The organism is Fontisphaera persica, from assembly GCF_024832785.1.
GTDB lineage: Bacteria > Verrucomicrobiota > Verrucomicrobiia > Limisphaerales > Fontisphaeraceae > Fontisphaera > Fontisphaera persica.
Genome location: NZ_CP116615.1, coordinates 959,436 through 983,991, shown reverse-complemented (window position 1 = coordinate 983,991; position 24,556 = coordinate 959,436). Strand labels below are relative to the sequence as shown.

General features: G+C 62.3%; 1 protein-coding gene (running past one end of the window). It reads right to left on the bottom strand.

Features of this window, described 5'->3' with window-relative positions; translation table 11 throughout:
* Positions 1-24,556: the start of a proprotein convertase P-domain-containing protein gene (locus NXS98_RS03565; RefSeq protein ID WP_283847097.1), read on the bottom strand. It extends 37,568 nt beyond the left edge of the window; the window shows 24,556 of its 62,124 coding nt (coding positions 1-24,556); the start codon lies at positions 24,554-24,556; the stop codon falls past the left edge of the window.

The following is a 24,556-nucleotide window of genomic DNA, read 5'->3' as shown; positions in this document are numbered from 1 at the left end:
ACGATGCCAGCCATTGATCCGGCGTCATCGCCGTCGGCAAGCCAAACGCCGGCTCGCGCAAACGCAACGGATCCTCAATGGACGGCAGGCTCTTGAAGAACTCCACCCCGCCCGCAAAGTCATTCATGGACAACCCCGTATTCGGCTCCAACAGAATGCCGCCAGGGATGGATGCCGACAAAAACACCCCCAACGGCCCCAGCTCGGAAATGCCCATCTGAATGGTCAGCCCGCCCACCCCCGGGAACTTGAAGCCGCCCCGCAAGCCCAGGTAGAACACACGGTCGGCCACCGGTGTCATCGTGTCCAGCGGATCTATCATCGTGCCGCTGGCGCTCAGTTTGAGAATGCCTCCCAGCAACGCCCCTTCAATCTCGCCGCCAAACATCTTGCCCTTCACACTCACGCCAATGGCGGCAATGTCCACAATCGGGAACTTGCCCTCCAACAACAACCGCGGAGATATCTTCAACCCCTCAATCAACCCGCCAAACTCCAGACCCTGCAGGCCATGCAGCCCTGTCACGCTCGCCGACAACGTCAGCACAAAGTCTTCCGGATGATTCTCAATATCCGCCCATTCGATGCCAATCGCCTGTATCTGAATCGGCAGCCACGACGGCACCCCCAACCCGCTGCCCGTGGCGCTCCCCACCCCCAAGAATATCCCAAAACCCGGTTTGGCCTTGAAGCTGCCATTGCCCAGGAAGGCAAAGTTGCGTCCCTCGCCACTCAACGTCAGCCCCGCCACGCTCACCTTGGCCCCCAGCGAGGCAAACGCCACAATTTCCTCATTATCCCCCGCGCCGGTGTTCAGGAAAAAGTCGCGCGCCGTCAGCGTCAGAAAAGTGCTGATCTTGATTTCCAACGTGTCCACCTTGAACCGGAAGGCGTCCACCCGCCCGTTCGAGAAGGTCAGCTCCGCCCGGATGGCCTCCGTATTGGGCGTGCCATTGGGATTGACGTCATCCGCCGTGTTGCGATCCGTGATGATGGCCGACACCGGTTTCCCCGGGAAGAACTTCGCCCCACCCGACGCAACGTAAATCGAGCCATTAAATTGCACCGGATTCTCCGCGTCAAAGTTCACCCCAAAATTGGTCACCCCCACCCGGATGTCATCGAATTCCAGGATGCTGCCAATGCGAATCTTGCCATCCCCGCTGCTGGCCGTGGAGGTGGCATTGGCATTCACCCCGCCATAACGCAGCTCCGCCTGCCCCAGTTGGAATCCGTTGGCGCGCACCACCAGGCCCGGCACCAGCGCGTTGTTCGGGTCATTCGGCAGCGGATCATACGGCGAAATGCTGCCCCGTATGTTCAACGCCGGAATCGTGATGGACGCCGAATCTATCCGCACGATTTCCTGGTTCGGATCAAATTCCATCTGGCCGGTGGTGGGATTGCGCCGGCCGGCAGGATCGTATTTCACCACAATCCCCGCCCCCTCCACCCGCACCACATTCGGCACCTCCACCAACAGGCCCGCCACCCGGAAACTGAATTTCCCGGGCACATTCACCCGGAAATTGCCGCTCAACAACCCAAACACATCCACTCCCACGTCAAACGTCCCCACCACCCCCGTTAATTCTGCCGTAATCCCGCTGCTGGCCTGCTGCGTGGAGCCGCTGCTGGTGTTGCTGTTGCCGCCAAAGTTCAACGTGGCGCGATTGACCCCCACGCTGATGGTCAAATAAACCAGCCCATCCTTGAATGAAAAGTCCTCAATCCCAATCGTCGGCCCCTGCAACGCCAGCGGCCCCAACGCAATCACCCCCGTGGAGGGCGTTGAACCAGGCGCATCGGGCGTGATGGTGAACCGTTCCACCCGCTCCGCATTCGCCACCTGGTCCACCGTCCGGAAGGAATTGGGCCGGACCGTCACCACCACTTCGCCATTAGTGAACAAATCAATGCTGTTGTTCGGATTCTTGTCCGTCAGATAATAGCGGAAGGTGGTCCCGGAGATTAGCGTGGGACTCCCCACCAGCACCGGCCGTCCATCCGGCAAAAGATTCAAATCCGCCACCCCGGCGCCGCTGATGCGAATTTCATCGCCCGAAATCGAGGCCAAATCTATCGGGCTGTTGCTCCGCGTCACAAAGGTCACATCAAGGTACCGCCGCGCATTGAACGCCGCCGCCGTCACCGCCGCGCCGGTGGTGGGATTCGCCAACTGGGCTGTGGGCGCCGGCGGCGGCAACACACCCTGCAAATTCGGCGTCGCCAGATTGAAAGCCTGCGCCGCCCCCAAATTATTGGTGCCCGTGCTGCTCGCGAAGGAATTGGGGAGGAACTCAATGGCCACATCGCCATTCGCCGTGAATGCCCCGCTGAAACTATACCGGAACAAGTTGGGCCCCACTTTGGTGGGCGCGCCCGTAAAGGTGACCGCCGCCGGCTGGCCATTGACCAGCACATTGAATTCCGGTGCCGTGTCCGTTATGGATGCCTCATTAAGGCCACTGCCATCGCCGCTGCTGAACAACACATCAATATATTGCTGCGCATTCAGCCGGGTGCGATCCACCAATGCGCCTGCCGTGGGATGGTAGAGCTCAGCGGTGGGGAACAAGACCTGCGTCCGGGGCGTCCCCACCTCCGCGCCGATGCCAAACACACTGAAGCCATTCAGCCGGAAGCTCTGCAACTTGAACCCATCCGCCCCGCCAATGCTGAAAGCCGCGCTGCCCCCCAGACTGAAGATTTCCTGGCCTTCCACCCAAATCCGTAACGCGGCATTGGCAATGGCCACATTAACCACTCCATTGGGCCGCTTGGTGAAGGCCACTCCACCGCTCACCTCAAACACATTGCCCGCCCGGAATAACACCGTGCCAGTGAACCGGGTCACATTTTCCGGGGAGGCAAAATTGATGGTCACCGACTGCGTCGTGTTGGGAATGTTCAACACTCGCGTGATGGCCGTCCCCGTTGTATTGATATCCACCACCGCCGTGCCCTGCACCACCAGCCCATTCAACCCCACCAACGCAATCTGGCCCTCCGCATGCAAGGCGTACTTCGCGGTCGCGCCGCTCCCCACCCGAATCAGCCCCACCCGCCCGTTGGTCAACACCACTCCCACGGCGTCCGGATTCAACACCCCTTTGGATAATTCATACGGCCCTTGGCCAATGAAGATGGTGATGCCGTCGCCCGCAAACGAACCATCCGAACCAATGACAATGTCACCATGCAAAGTGACAAAGTCGCCAATGTTCAGCTCCAGGTCCTGCGCAAAAACAAAGACCCCCTGCTGCTCGGCCCCGAAGCGCACCACCAAATCACGCCCATTGACATTGAGCGTTTCGTCCACCGCCCTCCCCGTGGTGTTGAAGGCCACCCCCACCGTCGCCCCCAAATCCAACCCGCCCAGCGCCACCGCCACCTCGCCGCTCACATTCCCGGCCACGCCCGTTCCCGTCAAAATGAAGGCCCCCTGACCATTGCGGATGCTGAAACCGGCATTCCCATTGAACTCCAGGCCAACAATGTTGACATTCGCAATGGCCAGCCGCGTGACCTTGGTCGGGCTGTTCTTGCGCGTCACCTGATCAAAATAGAAGTCGCCGGTCAGCCCAAAGTCCTTCCCGCCAAAGTTGAGCGTGAGCAGCACGTTGTACGCCGTGATGCGCACATACGGCCCGGCGGGCAGATTAAGTCGCAGCGTGGTGTTGCCCACCGTCAAACTCTCATTCACTGCCAGCGGGCTGGTATTGATAGCCAGCTTGAAGTCGCCCGTGAAGGTGAAACCCGTCAGATTGACCCCCAGCGTCCCTCCCAGCTCCGCCGCCATCCCGCTGCCAGTGATGATGAAGGTGCCGCTCCCGTTGCTGAACGTGACCATCGGGGTGCCGGCGGATTCCAGACTCAATCCAACACCCCACGCCGCCACCCGCACCACCTTCGCCCCGCTTTGCGTGGTGCTCTGCTCAAAGGCAAAGTTGCCGCTCAAGGTCACACCCGCCACCGTCAACGCAATGCCCGTCCCCGAGACCTGCACATACGGGCCCGCCGGCAGATTCAGGGTGATGTTCTGGCCGCCCACGCTGAAGGTTTCATTCACGGCTTGCGCGGTGTTGTTGATGCGCAGCCCGAACGTGCCCGCAAAACTCACCTCCGGAATGTTTTGCAACCCGATCGAGGCCGAGACCTGGCCGGCAAGACCCTCCGGCGTGATTAACAACGAGCCGGTCCCATTCTGCACCACCACGTAATCGCGCGTGCCATCACCCAGCCCCAGGCTCAAGTTGGCCACTGCCACCCGCACCACCGTCCGCGTCGTGTTGTTCGCACCGGTCGAGGTGATACGCTCAAAAGCAAAGTCGCCACGCAAAGTTTGACCGGCCACTGCCAGGGTCACCCCCGTACCGCTAACCTGAACGTACGGGCCGGCCGGCAGGTTGAGCTGAATCGTCTGACCTCCCACCACAAAGCTGTCCACCACCGCATTGGGGGTGTTGTTGATGGCCACCCCAAAAGTGCCAGTAAAAGTCACCTGCGGCACATTGACCGTCACCGTCGCCTCCAACCGCCCGGCAATGCCATTGGGGTTGAGCAGCAAACTGCCACTGCCGTTGGTCACCACCACGTAATCCATGTTGCCGCTGCCCAGGCGCAGCTCCACCTGCGAAGCGCCGATGCGCACCGTCTCGCGGTCGTCGGCCGTGTTGAACACCTGGTCAAGCCCGGCAGTACGCAGGCGCTCAAACGCAAAATTGCCGCGCAGACTCTGGCCGGCCACCGCCAGCGTGACATTCGTGCCCTCCACCCGCACATACGGCCCGGCCGGCAGGTTCAACGTCACTGTCTCACTGCCCACCTGGAAGGTAGTGTTGACCGGCGCATTCGTATTGTTGATGGAAACGCCAAACGTGCCCGTGAAGGTTACCCCGGGCACATTCAACGCCACCGTGCCGCTCACCCGCCCCGCCAGGCCGCCTTGCGTAATCAACAGCGCCCCGCTGCCGTTGGTCAGCGACACATAATCCGTCGTGCCATCGCCCAGCCCCAGACTGACCTGCGTAGCCGCAATGCGCACGATGGACTGAGCCGGGCTGCCGGCGGTGGTGGATCGCTCAAACGCAAAATTGCCGCGCAGCGTCTGACCCGCTATGTTGAGACTGACATGGGTGGTTTCCACCCGCAGATACGGCCCGGCCGGCAGGCTCATCTGGATGGTTTCACTCCCCACCGTGAAATCCTCATTCACCGCCGCCTGCGTATTGTTAATCGCCACCCGCGCCGTGGCCGACAACGCCACATTGGGCACATTCTCCAAACTCATGGTCGCAGCAATCTGCCCCGCCAACCCGCTGCCGGTAATCAAGAAAGTCCCTTGCCCGCCACTAACGGTCACATAATTGGTGGTGCCATCGCCCAGCGCCAGCAGGACGTTGTTGAAAGCCACTTTGACCACTTTGGTATTGTTGGGCCGGGTCACCTGTTCAAAAGCGATGTCCCCGCTCAGCGATTGGCCGGCAACATTCAAAGTAACTCCCAGCCCCTGCACTTTCACATACGGCCCGGCGGGCACGTTCAACACCACCGTTTGGCCATTCACCGTAATGCTCTCATTCACCGTCGTGCCGGTGTTGTTCACCGCCAGCTCCAGCGTGCCACCAACGCTCACCCCCGGAATGTTCACCGCCACCTCCGCGGACAGCCGGCCAGCCATCCCACCGCCCACCCCTCCGGCCAGCAGGAAACTTCCCTCACCGTTGCTCAGCACCACCAATTCATTGGTGCCATCCCCCAACGCCAGTCGCACATTCGCCGCCGCCACCCGCACCACCGTCGTTCCATTGACGCGTGTGGCGCGCTCGAAGGCAAAGTCGCCCGACAGCGTCTGGCCCAAAACATGCAGCCGCACCGCATTGCCCTCCACCCGCAAATACGGCCCCGCCGGCAGGTTCATAGCAATGACGGCCCCGTTCAGGGTAAACGACTGCGCCACGGCGCGATTCGTAGTGTTGATGGATACGCCAAAGGTTCCTTGGAAGCTCAGGTCGCCCGGCAGGTTCAACCCCACCCTGGCGCTGAGTGTCCCCGCCATCCCACTCGCATCCAGCAGGAACAATCCCTGGCCCTGGCTGACTTGCACCACCCCCGCCAAATCCAAGGTCACCTGGCTGGCCGCCACACTCAGCTTGCGCTGCCCAAAATTGTCCGTCACCGATTCCAGCGCAAAATTCCCGCTCAACGTCTGCCCCAAAACCGACAGGTTGAGATTCGTCCCCTCCACCCGCAAGTACGGCCCAGCCGGCAGCTCCAGATTAAAGGCCCGCCCACCCGCGGAGAAATTATGGCGCACGGGCGCATTGGTATTGTTGATGCTCAGCGCCAGATTGCCGGAGAACTGCACCCCGCCAAAGCTCAGACTCGTCCCCAACGACACCTGGCCGGCCATGCCGGCAGGCGACAGCAGGAACGCCCCGGTGGGCACACTCAGATTCACCCCCCCAAGGTTGAGTTGAATATTCGTCATCGCCACGCTCACCAGCCGTGTGCCGTCGGGCTTGGTAACCTGCTCGAAACTGAAGTTGCCGCTCAGCGTCTGCCCCGCCACGCTGAGCTGCACGTTGCTGCCCTCAAACCGCACAAACGGCCCGGCAGGCGCGCTCACCGTAAAGTTCTGGCCATTGACGGTCAAAGTCTCATTCACCGCCGCGCTGGTGTTATTCAACACCAACTGCAAGCTGCCTCCCAAAGACACTTGCGGCACGCTCAACGCCACGTTGCCGGAAATCCTTCCCGCCAAACCGGCACTATTGATGACCATCAACGCCTGCCCCTGGGACAAAGTGAGTACATTGTTCACCCCATCACCCAAACCCATCGTCACTTCCGTGGCCGCCAACCGCGTGACCACCCCGCCCGCGGTGGTGGCTCGTTCAAAGGCAAAATTGCCGCTGAGCCGCTGCCCGGCAATGGTCATCTGCACCTCAGCGCCCTCCACCCGCACATACGGCCCCGCCGGCAGGTTTAAGGAAATGGTCTGCGTCCCAATCGTAAATTGCTCGTTGACCGCCGCATTCGTGTTGTTCAGCGCCAGCGAGAAACTGCCCGCAAAGGTCACACTATTGCCCGGAATATTAAAGCCCACCGTGCCGCCAATCCGCCCGGCCAAACCGGTGGGTTTGACCACCAGGAAACCCTCGCCCTGGCTCAATTGCACCACGTTGGCGATGTTGAAGGTAATGTCTGTGGCCCCAATGCGCACCAGTTTGGGCGGCGTGCCCGCCCCCACTGCCTGCCCTTGATACTGCTCAAAAGCAAAATTGCCCGTCAGCGTCTGCCCGGCCACATTGAGCGTCACCCCAAGGCCCTCCACCTTCAAATAGGGACCGGCCGGCAGGGTCACCGGCGTGGACCCCGCCAGCGTGACGGCCTGCGCACCCGTATTCAAGGCCACCCGGAAAGCGCCGGTGAAACTGTTGTTGCCGGGCAGATTAAAACTCACATTGGCGCTGAGCACCCCCGCCATGCTGCTGCCGTTGAGCCGGAACGTTCCCGCCCCCTGAGTGACGCTCACCACATAGTTGGGGCCTTCGCCCAAACCCAGCGTCACATTGCTCGCCGCCAGAGTCTGGATGCGGGTGTTATTGACCGTCTCCTCGCTGAAACTGAAATTGCCGGAGAGGGTTTGACCCAGCACATTCAAATTCAAGCTCCCGCCGAAAGCGCGCTCGCCATTGTTGACATTGACCACCACCGCCTGCGCTGGATTGCCTCCCGACGCCGGAATGACGATGGTGCGGTTGACGTTGGCGCCCGTGTTATTCAACCGAATCGAAGCGCGGCCATTCAAGCTCACCCCCGGCACTCCCAACAGCGCGACATCCCCCTCCGCATATAAGGCGTACGTCGTGGTCGCCCCCGTCACCCGCACCAGACCAAACGTGGCGTTGGCCAGCAAAAAGCCCCTGGCCGCAGGATTGAGCGTGCCGTCCTCCAACAGCGCCGGCCCGCTGCCCATGAAAATGCTCGCGCGCGTCGCGGCCAGTTCGTCGCCATTAAACGTAAACTGCCCCTCAATCACCACAAAGTTGGCGATGTTCAAACTAAAGTCGCCAAAGAAACTGAAGACGTCATTCCCATTCGGAAAACGAATCTCCAAGGTCTGCCCGCCCAGAGTGAGGCTCTCCTCCACCGCCAGCTTCGACTTGTTGATGCGCAAACCAAAACTTCCACCCACGCCCACGCCGCCGCTGGCAATCGAAGCCTTGCCCGTCAGCACCCCCGCCAGACCGCCCGAACCCGCTACCGCAGGGTCCGGCGCCACCAACACCAGCGCACCCTGCCCCTCCGTCAACCCCTGCCCGCCAAAGGTCACGCTCACATTCGCCAGGGCAATGCGCGTCACCCGGCTGTGGTCGGCACGGGTGCTTTGGTCAAACAGGAAATCACCCTGCAGCTCCGGCCCGCCGGCCCCGCCCAGTTGCAACCGCGCGCCCACCACCTCCACCCGCAAATACGGCCCCGCCGGCACATTCAAAGGCAGACTTTGATTGCCCACACGGAAAGAAGTATCCACCACCGCCGTGGTGGTATTGACAGCCAGCGAGATACTGCCACCAGACAACGCCGCCCCCGGCAAATTGAAGGTGACACTCGTCAAGCTAAAGCGGGCCGCCACTCCACTGGAGGTGATTAGCATGGCACCCTGGCCCCCTTGAATACTGACGTATTCCACCCCTTCCGCTCCCAACCGCAGGCTCAAGTTGGTGGCGGCAATGGCCACGCGCTTCTGGTCATCCGCCGTCCCCATTTGCCCGTCCGCACCCGCCGTCGTCGTTTGCTCAATCGCAAACGATCCCCCCATCGTCTGGCCCAAGATCGTCAAGGAAATCGGCGCGTTCATCCCACCCTCAAACCGGAAATAAGGCCCCGCCGGCAAATCCAACACCCGGACCTCGTTGTTGATGGTCAGCCGATGTTGAACGGCCGTGCCGCCTTGGTTAAGCCGCAGCTTGAAGTCCCCGCCAAACGTCACCCCCGGAATGTCCACCGCCACTGTCCCGCTAATTTCGCCCGCCACCACGCCGTTCTTGATGACCATCAGCCCGCTGCCCTGTGTCAACCGCACATAATCCGTCGCCCCATCCCCCAATCCCGCCTCCACCTGGCTCCCGCCAATGGTGACCACCGTCTGGTCATCCGCCGTGTTGGCCAGGCCATCCGCGCCCAGCGTCGTGCTGCGCTCAAAAACAAAATTGCCCCGCAAGGTCTGGCCCGCCACCGTCAGGCTGACATTGTTGCCGCTGAATCGCGCATACGGCCCCGCGGGCAAACTCAGCACCGCCGCGGCGCCCGCCACCGTGAACGACTCGGACACCGCCGCCGCAGTGGTGTTGATTTCAACCCCCAGGCTCCCGCTCAAGCTCATGCCCGGCAGATTCACTGCTACTGTCCCGCTCAATGAACCCGCCAGACCCGCGGGCATGATCACCATCATGCCCTGCCCGTTGCTCAACGTAAGTACCGGATTGGCGCCATCGCCCAGAGCAAACGTCACCTGCGTGGCCGCCACCCGCACCAGCTTCTGCCCATCCGGCCGCGTGATTTGCTCCAGCGCAAAATTCCCGCTCAACGTCTGGCCCATGACCTCCAAACGAATGCCCTGCCCCGTCACCTTGAGATAGGGTCCAGCGGGCAAATTCACCGCAACCGTCGCCGACCCCACCACCATCTGCTCGTTGACCGCCACGCTGGTGTTGTTGAGGTCAATCTGGAAGCCGCCCACAAACCGCACGGACGCGCCAGCGTTCACCTGCACATTGGCGCTCAAGCTGCCCGCCACCCCGGCGCCCGTCACCACCACAAAACCCGTGCCGCCACTGGCCGTCACCACGGCCGGATTGCCGCCCCCCAGCGCTATCGTCACGTTGCTCATGCCCAGCCGCACCACCGGCTGACTGCCGCCATTGCCCGTGCCCGCCGGCCGGTTGAATTGCTCAAAGGCAAAATCCCCGCTCAAGGTCTGGCCCAGCACCGTAAGCTGTGCGCCCGTGGCTTCGACGCGCAAATACGGCCCGGCCGGCAGATTCAATGTGATGCCGCCCTGGCCATTCACCGGCAGAGTTTCCGCCACCACCCCGCCAGTCGTGTTCACCGCCACGTTAAAGTTGCCGGCCAATGTCACATTGGGAATGTTCAAGCTGACACTCGCATTGAAACGCCCGGCAATGCCACCTTGGGTCACCAGCAACGCCCCGCTTCCGTTGGTCACGCTCACCACCGGTGTGCTTCCTCCCAGTTGCAGGGAAACATCGCTGGCCGTCAGGCGCACAATCCGCGTCGCATCCGCGCGCGTGATTTGTTCAAACGCAAAGCTGCCCGATAACGTCTGCCCGGCGAGATTCAAGCTGACCCCGCTGCCCTCCACCCGCAGATACGGACCCGCCGGCATGTTCAAGGTCACCGTCGTGCTGCCCACCCGGAAAGATTGGTTCACCGCCGCATTGGTGTTGTTCAGCCGCACGCTCAAGGTGCCGGACAAGGTAACATTCGGGATGTTCACCGATACCGCCCCACTAATGGCCCCCGCCAGTCCCGCAGGCGTCACCACCAGCGCCCCTTGTCCCTGAGTTATCGCAAGATAATCAGTGGTGCCGTCGCCCAATCCCACTTGCACATTGGCCGCAGCCATGCGCACCACCGACGTGGGATTGGCCCCCGTGGTGGTGGTCTGCTCGAAGGCAAAATCCCCTCGCAACGTTTGCCCCAGCACGTTCAAACTCAGGTTGAGCCCCTCCACTCGCACATACGGTCCGGCCGGCACATTCAACGTGATGACCTCACCTTGGACGGTAAATTCCCGTTGCACCCCCTGCGCCGTGTTGTTGATGGTCACCCCAAAGTCACCCCCAAAACTCACTCCCGGAATGTTAATGCCCACCTGGCCCGACAATCGCCCCGCCAGGCCCGCCGTCGTCACCAGCAAAACGCCCTCTCCGCGACTTACGGTAACCACGTCCATCCCGCCGCCGCCAAGCGTAAGCGACACGTTGCGGGTAATAATGCTCGTCACCGCCTCGCCGCCTGTAACGGTTGCGCGCTCCACCGCAAAATCGCCGCGTAAAATCTGCCCGGCCACCTGCAACGCCACGCCTTCACCCGATACCCGCAGGTACGGCCCCGCTGGCAGGTTGAGCGTCACTGCCCCACCGGTGGTGTTCACCGTCGTGTTCACCGCCGCACTGGTGGTGTTGATGGACACGCCAAAAGCGCCACTAAACACCACCCCCGGCACATTGAAATTCACTGCTCCGCTGAGCTGCCCGGCCAACCCCGCACTGGAAAGCAACAGGGCGCCGCCGGCATTGCTGACCGTGACCACCCCGCCCAGGCTGAAGCCCAGCCCGGTGGCTGCCACGCGCAGCGCGCCGTCCTCGAAGCCGCCGCCCACACCATTGACCGAGGACGCGCCCCCGGGCGCAGGCCCCTGCATCACCAGCCCCCGCCCCGCGTCTCCCTTGCCAAAAGCAAATCCACCCCGCATCACCTGCCCCAGCACGCGCAGTTCCCCGTCCGTCACCTGGAAACTGGCCGCCGAAGCCCCCGTCGCAAAATGCACCCGCACCCCCGGCTCTGTGCTGCCTGGAATGGTTATGGTCTGATCCACCGGCAGGCCGCTGTTGTTAAATTGCACCGTCGCCGTCCCGGAGAAACCAATTTGATTTACCCCCACCAATTCCACCACCCCACTGGCCGTCATCGCCAGTTTGCCATTGGCGAAGCGCACCAATCCCACCCGCGCATCCCGCAACATTACGCCCATGGCCAGCGGGTTGATATCTCCATTGGGCTGGCGTAACGGGCCGCGCCCCAAAAACACCACCAAGTCCGTGCCGGCAAATACCTCGCGCCCCGCCATACTGGTGAAGCTGACGTTGCCCTCAATGGTGACAAAGTCACCCACCGAGAAAGTCAGGCCTTCGCCAAAGAAGGCAAACACATCGCCTTCCTCGGCGCTGAAGCGGATGATAATCTGCCGCGTCCCCACGGTGATGGTTTCATCCACCGCCGCCCCGGTCTTGTTGACCCGCAATCCCAACCGGCCGCTGGCCTGGGCCGGTCCCGCCTGTAAATCCACATCCCCACTCAACATGCCCGCCATGCCCGCCGGCGTAATAACAAATCCCCCTTCGCCATTCTTCAACGCCTGCCCGCCAAATGCCACACTCGCATTCGCTACTCCAAATCGCGTGAGGGTCCCTCCGCTTTGACTCGTGGTCTGGTCCAGCGTAAAATCACCCGCTATCACCGGCCCGTTGCCAGCCCCTATCCGCAGGCTGGCGCCCACCACCGAAATCCTCAGGAACGGCCCCGCCGGCACATTCACCGTAACCGGCGTGCCGCCCACCGTGATGGTTTCGTTCACCGCCGCAGCGGAACTGTTGATTTCAAGACTGACCGTGCCCCCATTCAGCGTGACACCCGGCAAAGTGAGCGTAGGGCTTACACTGAACGCCGCCGCCATGCCGCTGCCATTGATGACCATGGCCCCCTGGCCGTTGACCAGGGAAACATAGGTCTGCCCGCCCCCTCCCAAACTCAACCTGAGATTCGCCGCGCCCACTCGTACCACCCGCCCGCCGCTGGCCGCCACCGTCTGCTCAAACACAAAGTCGCCGCTCAGCGTTTGCCCCGCCACCGTCAGCGTGGCCCCCGTGCCAGCCACCCGCACATACCGATTGCCCGCCGGGGCGCTCTCCACGTTGACTTCCACCGAGAACGTTCCGCCAAACGCCACTCCCGGAATGTTGGTGGTGACGGTGCCGCTGAAACTGCCGCGCATCCCCGCCTGGTCAATTGTGAGGCTGCCGCTGCCGTTGCGCACACTGACGAATTCCGTCGTCCCATCCCCCAGACCAAGGGAAATGTTGGCCAGTGTCACCTGCACGGTGGTTTGATTGCCCGTTGTCTGCCGCGTAAACGTAAAGTCACCGCTCAACCGCTGATTCGCCACCCCCACCGTCAGACCGGTCCCGGCCACGCGCACATACGGCCCCGCCGGCAGCAACAGCGAAACCGTGCCGCCATTGACCAGCATGGTCTCATCCACCGCCGCCCCCGTGTTGTTGATTTCCACCGCCAATGCCGCGTTCAACTCCACGGCCGGGATGTTCACCGTGACCGCCCCCTGCAACCGTCCAGCCAGCCCGCCATTCGTCGCCACGAACATGCCCGACGCATCGGTGACCGACAAATACGTGTTGCCGCCGTCGCCCAATCCCAAATCAATCCCCGTGGCCGCCACGCGCACCACCCGCGCGCCGTTGGCGCGCGTGACCTGTTCAAAGGCAAAACTGCCTCGCAAGCTTTGCCCGGCCACCGTGAGTTGCACGTCCCCACCCTGTACCCGCACATACGGTCCGGCCGGAACAGTGATATTCAGCCCCGCCGACCCCACGGTCACCGTTTCGTTCACCGCCGCGTTGGTGGTGTTCACCCCCAGCGTAAATTGCCCGCCCAGCGTGAAGCCCGCGCCGGCGGCCACATTCACCTGCACGCCTATCTGCCCCGCCAATCCCGCCGGCGTGAGAACCAACGCGCCAGTCGCCTGCGAGGCGGTCACCACCCCTCCTCCCAGGCTCAAGCTGCCGTTGCTCACCGCCACCCGCACTACCCGCGCGCCCGAAGCCGCCGTGGTCTGTTCAAACGCAAAGTCCCCACTCAACCGCTGTCCCAGCACATCCACATAAGCCCCCTGCCCTTCCACCCGCACATACGGCCCGGCAGGCAGATTGATTAACCCCAGTCCCGGCTCATGCACCGCCGCGGTCAGGTTGTTGATTCGCAACTTAAAACTGCCACCTGCAGCCACCTGCGGCACACCCAACACCACCGTCCCAGCCAGGTCCGCCGCCAGCCCTCCGCTGGCCAGCAGCATCGTGCCGCCCGCGTTGGCGACCGTCAGAATGTCCGTTGTGCCCGCGCCCAGCCGCAAACTGGCGTTGGCGGCGCTAATCCGCAGCGCGCCGGCGTAGTTGCCGTCCGTGACGCGGTCAAACGCAAAATCACCCCGCAACGTTTGGCCAGCCACGCCAATAGCCAGATTGTCCGCGCGGAACTCCGTCACCGGGGCCGCACTGGTGAATCGCACCACCACGTTGCCGGCGTCACCCGGCATGAAAATCGTCTCATCCACCACCCGCCCGGAATTGTTCACGCGCACCGTGGCCGTCCCCGCCAAGGTCACATGGTTAATCCCGGCCAGTCCAATCTGCCCGCTGGCAGTGAATGCCACCGTCCCATCCGCATATTTGACCAGACCCACCGTCGCGTTTTGCACCAGGACGCCCGTGGCCGTCGGATTCATGTCACCATTGGGCAAACGGGCCGGCCCCTGCCCCAGGAACACCAGCAAATTATTCCCCGCAAACACTTGGTTGCCGCCGGAACTGGTAAAGCTGATGTTACCCTCAATGGTGACAAAGTTGCCCACATTGAACGATAAATCCTCCCCAAAGAAGGCAAACACATCCATCTCCGTATCGCCGAACCGCAACGTAACTTCCCGCGCCCCCACCGTGATGATTTCATTTACCGCCTGACCGGTCTTGTTGACGCGCAATCCCAGCCTCCCGCTGGCTCCCACGCCACCGCCCTGCACGTCCAGGTCCCCGGAGAGCATCCCTGCCACCCCTGTGGGCAAAACCACCAGCGCGCCTTCCCCGCGCCGCAGCCCCTGGCCCTCAAAGGTCACACTCACATTGGCTGCCGCCACCCGCATAATTCTGCTGCCGTCCGCCCGCGCAGCCATGTCAAAAGCAAAATCACCATTCAACTCCGGCCCGCCCGCCCCGCCAAGGCGCAGCGCCGCACCTATCGCCTCCACCCGCAAATACGGGCCGCCCGGCACATTCACGCTCACCGGCACTCCTCCCACTTCCAAAGTTTCCTGAACCGGCTGGCTTCCTGTGTTCAAGGTCAGCCGCACGTTCCCGCCGACAAGACTGACCCCCGGCAGGTTGAACGATGGACTGACCGCAAACGACGCCGCCATGCCCTGCGCGCCGATAATCATCAACCCGTTGCCGTTGGTCACCGAAACATACGTCCGCGTCCCATCCCCCAAGCTCAAGCTCATCTGACTCACGCCCACCCGCAATACCTGCCCGCTGGCCGTGGTCGTTTGCTCAATCACGAAGTTGCCTTGCAACTGCTGGCCCACCACCGTCAGCGTCACCCCCGTGCCGCTTACCCGCACATATCGCTCCGTGCCCGCCGCGTTGGCGCGTATCGCCACGCTGAAAACACCCCCAAATTGAACCCCCGTCAGATGGCTCGCGACCGCGCCACTGAAACTGCCGTCCAATCCACTGTCATCCAGCGTCAGACTGCCGGTCCCCCCGCTGACACTCAAAAAGTCAGTGACGCCATCACCCAGCCCCAAATACACATTGGCAAAATTCACCTGCACCGTCGTCGTGTTGTTCACCGTGCGCCGCTCAAAGGAAAAGTCGCCGCGCAGTTTCTGGCCCGCCACTCCCAGCACCACGTTGGTCCCGCCAAAACGCTCCACCCCCGCCGCCAGCTCCAGCGTCTTGGTCACGCCGCCCACCGTCAACTGCCGCCGCACCGCCACGCCTGTAGTATTGCTTTGCAAACCAATCTCCCCCTCAATCTCCACCTCCGGCACGCCTTGAACCCGCGCCCGGCCGCCCGCTTGATACGCATAACCGGCGGTGGTCAGCAAAACAATCAGCTCCGCCTCGGAAATCCGAATGCCCAAATCATCGCTGGTGGCGGGCGTCCCCCGATCGTTCCCCAGGAACAATTCAATCCCCGTCGCCCCAATCAGCACTTCCCGGGTGTCATCCGCCGTCCCCTCCATGCCGTCCGCCCCCGCATACGTGGCCAATTCCACCGCAAAGTTGCCGCGCAAATCGGCCAGCGGCGTCCGCAGAATGATGTTGTCCCCCCCAAACCGGTTGGTGCCTGCCCGCACATTCAAAGTGCGGCTCAAGCCGCCCACCGTCACCGTACGGTTGACATCACCCCCCGTAGTGTTTTGCTGCGCCCCCAACTGCCCAATAAATTGCAACGCAGACACATTGACAACGGAGGCCGTGCCGCTGGCGTCAAAGGCGTAAGTCCCATCCGGCAGCCACAGCATCACCAGCGAGGCGTTGCTCACCCCCACGCCGATGTCATCGGCCGTGCTGCTCGTCCCCTGGTCATTGCCCAGGAAAAGGTTGATCCCCGTCGCCGCGGCAAAAACCTCATTTGTCACACCATCCTTTTCAAAGAAAAAGCTGCCGGTCAGAGTGCCCATCGGCGTCACCAGCATCAGTTGGCTCGCCGCAAACCGCTTCACGTTGCCTTCGGCCGCTGTGAAATCAATCCGCAACGTGCTCCCGCCCACCACCACGCTTTCCTGCACCGCCCCGCCGGTGGTGTTGATTTGCAGCGCAATCTCCCCGCTGGCTGACAATCCCGCCACGCCCGTCAAACCCACCGTGCCCCGCGCATTCACCGCGTACGTGCCGTTGCCTCGCAAAACCATCGCCAACTCACCATCCCGCAGCGAGACACCAAAAGCCCCCGGCAGCCCCAGCGTCGCCTCCACCCCCGTCGCGCCCGCTCGGATGACCGCCTGTGCGCCCGTGCCGCTTGACTCGAAGAAAAACCGCCCGCTCACCTCCACAAAGTTGCGCACCGCCACCGTCGCCTGACCTTGAATGCGCACATACTGCCCCGCCGCCAACTGCAGGGTCTGACCCCCCAGCTCCGCATTCACCGCCGCGCCGGTGCGGTTGATTTCCAATTCCATCGAGGCAATCAGCACCAATTCCGGCGCCCCGCTCAACGTCACCGTCCCCGCCGCCCGTCCCGCCAGCCCGCTGACCTGCAGCACAAACAAACCGTTGCCGTTGGAAAGATTCAAGGACACCGACCCCGCGCCAATCGCCGCTTGCAACTGGCTGGCAACTATGCGGACAACCTCCCCGCCCCCCGTCGTGCTTTGCTTCTCAAAACCGAAACTCCCCCGCACCGTCAATGCCGTGCCAATCTGAAGCTGAACGTCATCGCCAGTAATCCGCACATACGGCCCCGCCGGCACATCCACCGTAACCGCAGTCCCAGCCACCTCCACCACCCGATGCACCGCGCTGCCGGTGTTATTAATGGCAATCCCCACCGTCCCGCTCAGGCTGATTTGCGTCACCGGATTGACCGACACCTGCGCCGTGGCCTCACCCGCCATGCCGTCCGGACCCAACACAAACAAGCCTTGGGCGTTGGAGGCCATCACCAAAGCATTGCCCCCCGCCGAAAGCGTCAGCGCGGCATTCGCAAACGCTACGGTCACCACCCGGCTGGCGTTGTCGCCCGCCGTGTTTTTCTGCTCAAAATCAAAATCGCCCGACAACGTCTGCCCCAACACACTCAAGGATGCCGTCTGCCCAGGTTCAACCCCGCGCACCTGCACCCGCAGATACGGCCCTGCGGGCATTTGGAAATCCACCCGCTGGCCATTGACATTCACCGCCGTGTCCACGGCGCTTGCGGTGTTATTGAGGGTGACCGTGAAAGCCCCGGCCAAAGTGATTCCGGTGCCAGCCGCCACGCTCACATTCGCCACCGCCGTCCCCGCCATGCCCGCCGGCGTGATCAGGAACAGCCCGCTCCCCTGGCTCATCTGCAACAACCCATTGCCCAGATTCAAGCTGACACCCGACGCCGCCACCGTGACCACCGGCACATCATCCCCCGTCCCAATCACCGCATCCGGCCCGGCGCCCTGCCGTTGCTCGAAAACAAAACTGCCGTTCAATGTCTGGCCCACCACCTGCAGCGCAATGTTCTGCCCCGCCACCCGTATGTACCGGCCCGCCGGCATCTCAATGGTCTGTGGCAATCCCGCCACCGCCACCGTTTCCCGCACCGCCCGGTTCGTGCGGTTGAACTCCAGCACAAAGGTCCCCGACGCCGACAACGCCGTGCCGGCGCTGAAACTCAACCCTGCCGACACCCTGCCCGCCAACCCACTATCCGTGACCAGCAACAGCCCTTCACCATGGATGACCGACATCGCCCCGCCGCCCAGGCTCATCGTCACCCCGCTGAACGCCACCGTCACGCTGCGCGTATTGTCACCCGGCGTGGCCAGATTCCCGTCCGGCCCGCCGTTGGCGCGTTCTTCAAACGCAAAATTGCCCGTGAGCGTCTGCCCCACCACCGTCAGGCTGGCCCCCGTGCCACTAATCCGCACGTACCGGCCCGTGGGCAGATTAAGGTTCACCGGATTGCCACCCACGGTCACTTGCTCATTCACCGCCGCAGGAATGGTGTTGATTGCCAAACCGTATGTGCCACCCAGCGTCAACCCCGTCCCTCCGTTTACCGTCATCGTGGCACTGGCCTGCCCCGCCATGCCCGCGGAAGTCAATATAAATGCGCCAGCCCCTTCCGTTACGGTCAGCAAAGGTGTGCCCCCTCCGGTCAACTGCACCCGCACATCTTGTGCCGCCATGACCACCGCCTGCTCCGCTGCCATGGGACCGGGCTTGCTGAACACAAAGTCACCCGCCAGCGTTTGCCCCAAAAGGCTCACCACCAAATCATCCGCCGCAAACACCATCGCCCCCGCCGCAATCTGCCGCGTGCTGTTCCCCGGCATCGTCACTGTGGCTGTGGTTGTCCCCTGATTAACCTCAATCCGCGCCGCCCCCGTAAAAGTGACCTGCGGCACTCCCAGCAGCTCCACCACACCGGCCGCGTACAAGGCATGCCCGCCCCCGCTCAACTCGCGCAAGCCCACTTCCGCCTCCCGCAGCATCACGCCCGTGGCGGCCGGATTCACACTGCGATCCGGCAGCAAGGCCGGCCCGCGTCCCAGGAACAACGTCAAACCCGTCCCGCTAAACTGACCGGCGCTGAACACAATCTCCCGCCCCTCAATCGTCACAAAATCGCCAATGGTCAATGTGAGGTCAGCTCCAAAAAACACCAGCACGTCCGCCCCATCGTTAAACTCAATGTTAAAGGTCCGCCCATTGACCTCCATCTCCTCGCTCACCGGCAGCCGGCTCTTGTTCACCCGTAATCCCAGACTGCCCCCCACCGAGATCCCGCCCGCCGCCACACTGGCACGGCCACTGACATACCCCGCAATACCACCTGACCCCGGCACCCCGGCATCCGGCGCCAAGATCACAAACGCCCCCTCACCCTCGGTGATGCCTTGCCCATCATAAGTGATGGACAAATCCGCCACGGCAAACCGCACCATCCGTGTGTTGTCCGCCCGCGTCACCTGTTCAAAAAAGAAATCCGCATGCATCGCCGGCCCGCTCGCCCCACCCACTTGCAAAGTCGCACCCTGGACCGCCACCCGCAGGAACGACCCGGCCGGCAGATTGGCGTCCACCGGAATCCCCTCTGCCACCAGAAACCGCCGCTGCACCGGCTCAGGAGTGGTGTTGATTTCCAGTTTAACACTGCCCCCGGCCAGCGACGCCCCCGGCAGCGATACATTCACGGTCACCGAGGCCACGCCCGCAATGCCCAGCGGACTCAGAATAAATGCCCCCTCGCCCTGGGTCAGATTGACGTAATTCGCGCTGTCATCGCCCAGGTTCATGCTCAAATTGGTGACCCCCAACCCGGTGACCGTCCCGCCGTCCGCTGTCGGCGCCTGCTCCATCACGAAGTCCCCCTGCAAGGTTTGCCCAGCCACCACCACCGCAATGTTATTCCCTTGCACCCGCAGATACCGCCCGGTGGGATTGGTGGTGTCCACGCGCACGCGCAACGCCCCCTGCACTTGGACATTCGGCACTCGCAGCGCCACCAGCCCTGCAAAATCCCCCACCACCCCCCGGTTGTCCACCACCAACAACACCTCAGAGGCGTCCACGCTCACCACCTCCGTCGCCCCGTATCCCAATCCCAAATGCACGGCATCCGCCCGCAGCTCCACCCGGCTCTCGCCATTTTGGGTGGTTTGCTCAAACCGGAAGTTGCCGCGCAACGATTGGCCCAGGATTTGCACACTGCCATTGGCCAATTCCGCGCGCACATACGCTGAGCCCCCGGCCGGCAGACTCACCTGCTGGCCACCCACCGCCAAAATCTGCGCCGTTCCCGTGGTATTCACCAGCACCGCCACCGTCCCGCTCAGCCGCAGCTCGGCAAAGTCCGGCCCCAGAATTGTGGCGTTGAGTATGGCTCCCACCACTCCACTGCTGGAAATCCGGAAACCAAAATCACCATCCTCCACCGCCAGCACCCGCATCGTCCCAGCATTCAAGGACAACCCTATGCCCTCCCCTGCCACTTTCACCTCCGTCCCTGATTTTTCCAACGTCAGCAAATCCGCTGTAAAGGTGTTCCCTAAAACCACCAGGCGGCCATCATCCATCTCTGCCCGCACGTAATAACCACCCACGTTGGCCGCTTGCACCGTGACCGCCTGCCCGCCCACGTTGAACGTTTGCTCCGTGGCAGTGGTATTGACCCGTAACGCCACCGTCCCCTCCAAGGCCATCATCGTCCCAAAATCCGGCCCGGTCAGTTGCCCGCCGCTCACCACCCCCGCCAAACCGGCCTGGGTGAACCGGAAGGCAAAGTCTGCATCCTCCAGCGCCAAAACTCGCTTCGCCCCGGCCGCCAGCAAGAAATCCAGTTTTTCGCCGGTGACATTCACCTCCACTCCGCTCCACTCCAACACGAATCGGTCAGCGCTCAGCCGGTTGCCATGCACGCTCAATTCCCCCGCGTTGACCTGCACCCTGACATACGCGCCATTCGGCGCAGCCGCCACGCTCACCGGCTGCCCGGCCACCGTGACCGTTTCCGACGTCGCCGTGGTATTCAGCACCAGGCTCACCAGGCCCGATAAAGTGATGTTCCCCCCAAAATCTGGCCCGCTAACCACCCCGTTGCGCACGGCCCCCGTGATGCCCGTCTGGGTGAACTTGAAGGCAAAATCTGCATCCTCCAGCCCCACTATCCGCCGCGTGCCGGCGCGCAGCACAAAGTCCAAGTTTTGTCCGCTCACCAGGACCTCCGCCTCCTGGCTGCGCAAAACAAAGGAGTCCGCCGTGAGTTCATTCCCCGCCACCCGCAAAAGGCCATTGGCCACCTGCACCTCCAGATAAGGCGTTCCCACCGCTGCCGGCACCGCCACCGCTTCCCCAGCCACTGTTATACTCTGCGCCGTCGGCGTGGTATTTAATACCAGGCTCACTACGCCAGAAAGCTGGATGGTATCGCCAAAGTCCGGCCCCTGAATTTGCGCATTCTTGACGGCTCCCGCGATGCCCTCTTCCGTCAACTTAAAGGCAAAATCCGCTTGGCTCAGGCCCAGAATGCGCTTGGCCCCGGCCTGCATGGTGAAGCCAATATTCGTTCCACCTAGATTCAGCAACGGCCCGCTCTTGGTGACACTGAGCTGCCCGGCAGTGAACCTATTGCCCGCAATCATGACCAACACATTGCTGGCCGCAAATTGCGTGGGCGCGTTCGCCGCCAAATCCAAAGCTATGGTTTGCGGCCGCCCATCGGGCAGGAGCGCCCCGGTCCGCACCTCCGTCTGCACTTCTAAGCCGGTCGTGTTCGACGTATAAGCGAACTCACCGTTGATTTCCACATCGTTCACCCCAACAATACCCCCCTGACCAGAAGCAGTGACCGCATAATCCCCCATCACTCCCACCATCATGCCCAACCGCCCATTCAGAACCTGCAAACCCCTGCCATTAAATCCCATAAACGCCGTGACGTTGGACGCTCCCACATGCAGCACCGACTCTCCTTCCCATGCGCTGCGCTCCACCGCAAAGTTGCCCGTCACCTGCACCGCCCCGCCCAAATTCAGTTCCACCCCCGCCCCTTCCAAACGCGCCATTTGACCCTGGGAATGCGTGAACTGCACCTGCAACGTCGCCCCGCCCAGATTGATGTTCTCCGTCACCGCGCCGCCGGTATTATTATAAACAGCGCGGAAAGTCCCATTCAGGCTTACATTGGGCACCCCGCTCAAGCCCGCCGTCCCACTGGCCGTCCATGCCACCTTGCCCGTGGCCGGATACAACACCATGCCCAACTCCGCATTATCCACCCGCGCCTGGACCATGGTGTTCTCCATCACCACCTGCACCCCGCTGGCCCCCGCCAGGATTTTGGCATTGGCCCCCTGGCCACTCTTCTCAAAAGTGAACGCCCCCGTCGCCGTCACAAAATTGGTCACCGCAAGATTAAGATTACCCTCCAGACGCTGCACCCGATTCCCCGTGGCAAAGTTCACCGTGATTTCACTGCTCCCGGCCACCACCGTCTCCAAAACCGGCGCATTAGTGGTATTGGCCAACGCCGTAATCGAGCCAGTCAAATTGAACGATGGCACCCCCACCAACGCCGCCTGCCCCCTCAAAGTCATCGCGTAAGTGCCCGCCCCCGGCAACAGCACCAATCCCAGCCGCCCTTGAGTCAATCGCAGCCCAGTGCTCCCCTCGCCCACAAAAGCCGTCACCCCCTCCGCTCCCACCAGTATTTTCTCCGTCGCCCCATCAAAACTCCGCTCAAATCCCAATTGGCCGCTCAGCGCCATGAAATTCCCCACCGCCACCTCCAGATTGCCGGTCACTGCGCGCACCACCGCCGGCGAAGTGAAGTTCAAAGCTTGATTGCCCGCCGGCGTGGCTACCGTTTCATTCACCACGCTGCCCATGGTGTTCACCCGCACCTGCACCGCGCCACTGAACTGTACCTCGGGCATCCCCACCAGCGCTGCCCGCCCCGAAGCGGCCAAAGCCATCCCTTCCGGCTGAAGCATCAATACGCCACTCCCCTCATCCACTCGCACTCCACTTTCCTGTCCGCTGCCCACCCCCGTCCCCAGCAATCCGCTGACTTGCGTTGCCGCTGCCTTGATGACCTGACCCCCGCCCGTCCGTGTGCTCCGTTCAAAAGCATAACTTCCCCGTAAACTCATGAATCCATCCACCGCCAGCGCTGCCGTCCCGGCCACCCTTAAAAACTGGCGATAATAATCCCCGCTGTACGCAATCGTCTGGCCCCCCACCGTTACCGGCCCAAAATCCGCCCCGGTGGTGTTCACCAAAATCTCCAGCGACTCCGCACCCAAACTCACTCCCGGAACGCCCGACAGCACCACCACCCCCACACTCGCGCGGCCGGCAATGCCTGTGCCGCGAATCTGAAAAGCCCCCGTCCCGTTGGCCGCCGTAAAAGTCACCGCGCCAGCCCGCAGGGTCAGACCCACTCCCTCAGCCGCCACATTCCACAGGGCGGAGCCGCCCGCACTCGCCCGCTCAAGCTCAAGCCCATCCGCCGTTAATTGACCAAAGTTGGTGGTAATCGTCGCGCCCAGCACTCCCACCTTGAAATAGGGCCCGGCCGGCAAAGTCCGCGTCCCCACCACCGCCACCTGATTCGAGGTGTTCACCCGCAGCTCAAAAGCGCCTTGCAAAGACAGCCCCGAAATGGCCGAGGTCTCCGCCACGTTCAACCGAAAGCCGCCCGCCACCCCGCCCGGTCCAATCAAAAACTCCCCGTTGCCGCTCAAGGTCACCAACCGCTGACCCTCCGCATTAATCTCCAATCGCGTCAGACTGGCATACGCGGTGACCACCCCCGCCGAACGGCTGATGACAAAAAAGCCCTCCATCACCTGCCCGGCAAGCTCCAATAAACCGCCCGCGCCAAAAGTAAAATCACCACCCCCCACCACCGCCAGAATCGAGTCCACCGTAATGTCCCGCATGGACACTCCCATCACCCGGGGATTTTCCATGTCCGCATCAAAAATCACCGGTTGCGCCCCATTTACCGTCAGCCGATCTCCTCCATAGACAAATGAAACCCCGCCCGCCTCCACCACCAGCTCATCATTCCCCGAACCCGCCGCCACAGTGACCGGCACTTGAGCAGAGGGAGTCACCGAGATAACGTCCGCCCCCTGGCCGGTTTGAATGGTGAATGACGCCAGTCCCGCCGCCGCCAGCGCCCCGCCCTGCACCGTCACCTGGTCCGCGTTCTGGCCGGCGCTGTCATTGGAAAAAGTGTCCAGCACGAAATGCGTGATGTTGCTGAACGAAAAATTCTCAAAAGAAGTGCCCCCAATGGTCCCGCTGAGGCGCGTCAGCCCAGCCCCCGGACTGTCCACCGTAATCACATCCACCCCCGCCCCATAATCCACTGTCCGGAAGGTAAAGTTCTCAATCGCCACAGTCGAGGTGGTCGGCTCCAAACCCGAAAAGGCCACCCGCACAGTCTGACTGCCAGTCAACACCAGCACGCCTGCATCCAATCCCAACGCCGTATAGTCGCCCGAGTCAAATGTGCCCCCCTCCAATACCAAGCTGTCAAAACCACCAGCGCCCCCATTAAATTCAATCGTAAAATGGCTGGCTGCCATTCCCCCCATCTGCACGGTCAGCGTGTCATCCACCTCATCCGGCGCATGAATCCTCACCCCTGAAAACTCCCGCGCTGAAATACTAAACAGAACCTCGTCACCTCCCGCTGTCACCAACTCCACCGTCTGAAAATCCTCCCCTCCAAACCTCAA